Origin of the sequence: Methylobacter sp. (assembly GCF_004322395.1) — a bacterium.
In the GTDB taxonomy this organism is placed as follows: Bacteria; Pseudomonadota; Gammaproteobacteria; order Methylococcales; family Methylomonadaceae; genus Methylobacter_A.
In genome coordinates, this window is the sequence record NZ_SCTW01000028.1 from 26,651 (window position 1) to 32,702 (window position 6,052).

Sequence of the window (6,052 nt, forward strand, 5' to 3'; positions counted from 1 at the left end):
TCGGTTTGTTGTTAACTTTATCCTGCACCGTATAAATCAGTTTTACTGGCTAATTCATTAGCTTGTGGCAGATGTGGTGGCTACGTGCCCCAAGCCATCTTTGACCTTTATCAAGAAGCTTCTATTAAGACATCTGCATTTGTGGGCTCTATTTGATACTTGCCCCCGTCTCAACTGCTGGTCGTGATTTTAGCGGCCCACCGAAACCAAAAAATCCAGCAAGGTGTCATTAATGCCCGGCCATTGCGCGTGCGGTTTATCGCCTTCGCAATACCAGGTTTTTACTCCTTTAGCACAACCGGAATAAGCCATGCAGCCATTGCCAATTTTTTCAGGTATAGGCTCGCATTGATTGCATGCCGCCCACCATCCGGAAGTCTGCTGACCGTATTTCGGAAACAAGCGATCGTTCACGCTGTGCATGATCATCACAGGAATCGGTTCAGGACATTTGTGGTCGCGCAAATCCTGGTAATCGATACCGGCGGCGCTCGGTGCAATCGCATTGGGAATATGTTTAGTGCCTGACATAAACGCCAAAGCCATCGCGGCAGTACCGCCGTCGGAATGCCCGGTAAGAAAAATTCGCTTTTTATCAACGCACCATTGCTTGGCAATCAGGTCAGGAATAGTTCCAAGCTCGATGGTAGAGGTAGGCGATAATTCAGGATGATCGGCATAGGCAACAATGAAGCCGGCGGTTGTCGCTTTCAGTGTAAGCGCCGTCTTCTTCTCGGTTTTTGCCCGGTTTGAACCTGCCGGAGAAAATACCACCAGTAACGGATGGGCAATGGTCGGATCATAATTCAAAGGTGTGCGTATATTGTATTTAATGCCGTCAAGCGTTGACTCGCCATTGACAGCCCTTGATTCTCCGTCGAATGTACCGGCAACGCATTGTGGATTTGCGTTTTCTCCGGCATAAGACGTGTTACCTGCTTGAGAATATTCATCATTATCTTCGTTAAAAAAAACTACCAGCGTTATAAAGATAGGCAGTACGAACAGTAGCTTAAAAACGTTATTCCGAAAAGACGAAGTCGTTTTTAATTTGTCCGAATAGGCTTTAAACATCGGATGGCCTCGCGGCAGGTTTGTCGGCTGCGCGCTTCATTAAGTAAATAGCTGCTGCGGCAAGTACCGCTATGAATAGCGCTTTTAACGGCAATTTATCCGAGATTTCCGGTTCAAGGCCGATCGAAAGCGGGATATGATTGTCGATGTTTTTGTCTTTATGCACTATCGCGACATGGACCAGATAATTACCTGCGCCGAATTTATTAAAGTCAACCGTGCCGTTCACTGTACCCGATTTTATTTTCGTCGGTTCCTGATAGAAAACTCGGGTTCCTTCCGGTTCTTTGGTGACTTCAAATTCCACGGTTAAATTACGCAGGCTTTTGCCTTCATAATCGAATACCAGATTAGTAGCGCCTAGATGCGGAATCGACTGACAATACTCTTTGTTACTAAATGTGGGCGTATAGGCGGTAAAGTGAACCCGTTCATGACCTACCAGAATATTGCAGGCGTCGACTTCATTACTTGCGCCGCGATGTGCATAAACTTCTGGCGGCAAAGCGAAAGTCAATAATCCGAATAAGACTAAAGCACGACAACCGTAGGTTATCGTATGGATTAATGGAAACAACCGAATGTTCTCTTTCATGTGTAAAACCTTTTTTTACTGTATGGGTAAATGCTCGGCAAATGTTGATTTTTGACAAAATACGGAGGGCGCTGAATTAAACGGATTTTAAGGGGCAAACGGATAAGGATTCAGTTATCGTGTTTGCCGGCAGCCGTCGCTGTGAGGTTTTTCCTGCAAGTCGGGAAAGATGTGTCTGGATGGATAATATCCTGATAACGGCGCATGAAATCGGCATTCAACGGCTACATCTATCCAACTGCCGAAATATCAAAAATCGAAACTTTCAACTTCCGCGGTTAAAAACAATGGCGCTCCACCGGTAGAAATATCAACAGCGTGTTGAGCGGTTTCCTGTCCGCCAGGGGAATTTAAACAGGCTTCCAAATCTTGCATGGACGGAAAATAAACTTCGGCAATGCGATGGAAAGGCGCTTGCTCCTGGCCTAAGCTGGCCATAATCAGCGATGCGACGAAGCGGGTTTTTCCGGCTAATTTTTCTACCGCCATCGGTACATGTTCTTGGGCATAGCGTTGTTCAAATATTTCAACGTCGGCAGGCGTCGGATACATCACAATTAACTTTGCGGTTTTCATAGTTTTCTCGTATGGCTTTCTAAAAGAGTGGCAATCGTATATTGAAATATAAGTGTTTGTATAATACTGACATTCTATGGAACAATAGCTTTTTTCTATATCGGGGCAACTCTGATGGAAATGCAACAAATCCGCTATTTTTTGGCAGTCTGCGACCAGGGATCGATCACGCACGCAGCGCAACTCACTTATGTTTCGCAACCGTCTTTAACGCAGGCCATAAAAAAACTGGAAGATGAAATGGGCGGGGCACTGTTTACGCGGACTCGCTCCGGATGTCAGTTAACGCCGTTAGGCCGCATGGTTGAATCTAATCTGCGCAAGATTTATAGAGACCTTCAGACGACCAAAGCGGATGCGATTCGGTTCACACGCTTAAACACTATTCCTCTGCGCATCGGTTTGATGACCACAATAGGTGCGCAACGTTTGAGTCCTTGTCTTGCCAAGTATCAGCAAGAATATCCGAATATCGAATTGGAGTTAATTGTTGATAGCGAAGCGAGCTTATTGAAGCAACTGGATTCGGGATTACTGGATCTGATAATCAGTGCTCCGGTGCAATTACCGGCATCTCCGTATCAATCGACTTTGCTTTACGAAGAACGTTATGTGGTCGTATTCAGCAATACCCATCGTTTTAATCAATTGCAAAAAATCGATCTGAAAGCGATTCAGTCAGAGCCTTATTTAGACAGGTTAAACTGTGAATTAAGAGAAGATCTGAAATGCATTTGTCAAAATCAGGAAATCGATCTCTACGCAGCTTACCGTAGTAATAGCGAAGAATGGATTTTACAGATGGTTAAGGCAGGTATCGGTGTTGCCTTAATGCCGGAATATACCCTGCCCAAACAGGCGACCGACATCAGTTATCGCTATCTGTACGAGCCTGAAATCAGACGTCAGGTTTACGCGATTCACACGCATCAGACACCGGCAAAGCCCGAATTGCAAGCATTGATAGTTAATTTAAGTAGCACGTAATAATTAGCGGGTAATTTGTTTAAGTTTTTTAAAGTTAAATGCAGGTCAAAACACAATCAATTGCTAACGGATGGGCTTTATTTTCTATAGCTGGTCTGCTTCTCAAAGCGGCTCGGGACAACAAGGTAAAAATAGACAGTTTTTATTTTCCGGTTTCGGCTTTCCACATTTGTTCTATCTGTCAGAACCTAGGGAAGCGCTGATTAAATCCTTCGACGACTCAGGATGAACGGTAAGCTGTTGATTCCGTTCGTGGTGAGCTTGTCGAACCATAAATGGAATCAACTTGTTCAGCGCTTCCCTAGACAAATTTTTAAGCCGAGTGCAAGAAACCTCTATATAATTAAATTTTAAAATTGACGATTATAAATTTCAATGACTTACATTTATTAATCATTCATTAGGGGTCTCCCGAATTAATATGTTGTTCAATTCCAGTGAAGATGCTAATTTCGTTTCCGAGAATAAGGCATCTGAAACTTCTCACATCGATATCTACCGTACTCTTGTCGAGCATATGCTTAACGGTGTGGCCTATTGCAAAATGGTTTACCTGGAGGGGCAACCCAGCGATTTCGTCTACCTTTATACGAATCCCGCCTTTGAACAGTTGACCGGTCTCAAGCAGGTCGTCGGTAAGCCTGTCTCCGAAGTAATACCCGGTATTCGCGAAACAGATTCGCAACTGTTCGATATTTATAGCCGGGTGGCGCTGGGCGCAGAACCGGTGAGGTTCGAAACTTTTGTCGAATCACTGTCAATGTGGTTTTGGATATCAGTTTATAGCCCCAGGCCGGATCATTTTGTTGCTATTTTCGACGTCATTACCGAACGCAAGCAAACTGAGTTGGCGCTGAGCGATGCCGGTAAAAGATGGTCATTGGCGCAACAAGCAGCGGTTGCAGGTTCCTGGTATTGGGATATCAAAACAAATGCGATTTATTGGTCGGATGAACTGTATGAATTATTCGGACTGGAACCGCAAAAAACGGAAGCCGGTTTCGAAGCATGGCGGGAGCTTCTGCACAGTGAGGACAGGCAACAAGCCGAACAGCAGATCAATCAGGCAATAAGCGATCATTTGCCGCTTGCCAACGAATACCGGATCATCACGCCGACCGGCGAGGTACGTTGGATTCGGGCATTGGGCGACACTGACTATGATGAACAGGGTCTGGCCCAGCGCATGACTGGAATTTGCATTGATATTACCAAAACCAAGACAGCCGAAATTGCCTTGCAAGAAAGCGAAGAGCGTTTGCGGTTGGCGCAATTAGCGGCCGACATCGGTATCTGGGATTGGGATATCGTCCATGATAAAGTCACGTTTAACTCTCAGTATTACAAGCTGCTTGGTCTTCCCGAAGGTGTATCTCAGCGTTACGAAGACTTTCTCGCCATGGTGCATCCCGAAGATCGTTCCCGACTGGATGCGAGAGTACAGCAGGGGCTGGCCGTGGGTATGCAAGACTACAATATTGAATACCGGTTGATACGCAAAGACGATGGCGTCACGCGATGGCTGGTTTCGAAAGGCCGGTTTATTGTTGAAAACGGTCAGCCATTGAGGGGTTTTGGCGTCATAATCGATATTACCGAGCGCAAGCAAGCCGAGAAGGCGCTACGCGAGAGCGAAGCCCGATATCGGCAGATGTTTCAGGCCAATCCGCATCCAATGTGGCTCTATGATCTGGAAACGCTGCGTTTCCTGGTGGTCAACGATGCCGCGATCGCGCATTATGGCTACAGCGAGGCGGAGTTTCTTGCAATGACGATCACCGACATTTGCCCTGAAGAAGACGTACCATTGATGCACGAGCCTCAGCACCAGGCGGTGTGGCATCATCGAAAGAAGGACGGTAGGCTGATCGATGTTGAGATCAGCGCGCACCTGCTTGAATACGAGGGGCGAAGCGCGAAGGTGATGATGGCAAACGATATTACCGAACGCAGGCGCTCCGAGGAGCGTATTCACTATCTGGCAAATTTCGATCCGCTCACCGGGTTGCCGAACCGTACCCAGCTGAATGATCATCTTAAATATGCCCTCAGCTTGGCGAAGCGCAGTAACGGACATTTGGCGGTCATGTTTCTCGATCTCGATCATTTTAAAGACATCAATGACTCGCTCGGCCATAGTATTGGTGATGCGCTGTTGATTGAGTTGGCAAAACGCTTGTGTTTAGTGCTTCGAACGGAAGACACGGTAACACGCTTGGGCGGAGACGAATTCATTTTGTTATTGCCGGGGGTCGATGCAATCGGCGCCGCGCATGTTGCGCAAAAGTTACTGGATGCTATTGCCGAGTCTTACCGGATTGAACACTACGATCTGACTCTGACAGCATCGATCGGCATTGCGCTCTATCCGGAAGATGGGGAGAATCTGGAAGCCCTCTCCAAGAGCGCCGATACTGCCATGTATCGAGCCAAACAGGAAGGACGCCAGTGCTATCGTTTTTTTACTCAAGAAATGCAAGCCCACTCGGCACGTAATCTGCAATTGGTCAATGCGCTGCATCACGCACTGGAACAGGAGCAATTACAAGTCTATTACCAGCCGCAAATTTCCATGCGAGACGGGATCATTACCGGAGCGGAGGCTTTATTGCGCTGGCAGCATCCTGAACTGGGCATGGTGTCACCGGCAGAATTTATTCCTGTCGCCGAAGGCAGCGGGCTGATCCTGCCGATCGGTGAATGGGTATTGCGATGCGCCGTGCGGCAGGCAAAAGCCTGGATGGATGAGGGTTTAGGCCCGCTGATTATGGCGGTGAACCTGTCCGCGGTGCAGTTTCGTCATCCCGATTTGCCCGAGCT

The 6,052-nt window shown here is 47.1% G+C and carries 5 protein-coding genes; 2 read left to right on the top strand and 3 right to left on the bottom strand.

The window, feature by feature from the left end:
• Positions 1–189 precede the first annotated feature (189 nt).
• From EPO18_RS03785 to EPO18_RS03795, 3 genes are all read right to left on the bottom strand, one after another.
• Positions 190–1,074: a CE1 family esterase gene (locus EPO18_RS03785; protein ID WP_292430723.1), complete on the bottom strand. Its 885-nt coding sequence runs from the start codon at positions 1,072–1,074 to the stop codon at positions 190–192.
• Positions 1,067–1,669, bottom strand: coding sequence for a hypothetical protein (locus EPO18_RS03790; RefSeq protein ID WP_292430726.1), 603 nt, complete (start codon positions 1,667–1,669; stop codon positions 1,067–1,069). The genes EPO18_RS03785 and EPO18_RS03790 overlap by 8 nt, the downstream gene beginning before the upstream one ends.
• A gap of 249 nt (positions 1,670–1,918) precedes the next feature.
• A complete protein-coding gene (locus tag EPO18_RS03795) occupies positions 1,919–2,245 on the bottom strand; it encodes an EthD family reductase (protein ID WP_292430728.1) in 327 nt (108 codons plus the stop codon).
• 114 nt (positions 2,246–2,359) lie between these two features.
• Between EPO18_RS03795 and EPO18_RS03800 the strand changes: the two genes are divergently transcribed.
• The gene (locus EPO18_RS03800) at positions 2,360–3,232 is read left to right on the top strand and encodes a LysR family transcriptional regulator (RefSeq protein ID WP_292430731.1); all 873 of its coding nucleotides are present in this window, start codon (positions 2,360–2,362) and stop codon (positions 3,230–3,232) included.
• 421 nt (positions 3,233–3,653) lie between these two features.
• A partial coding sequence (locus EPO18_RS03805; RefSeq protein WP_292430732.1) for a sensor domain-containing protein occupies positions 3,654–6,052 on the top strand: 2,399 nt, incomplete at its 3' end.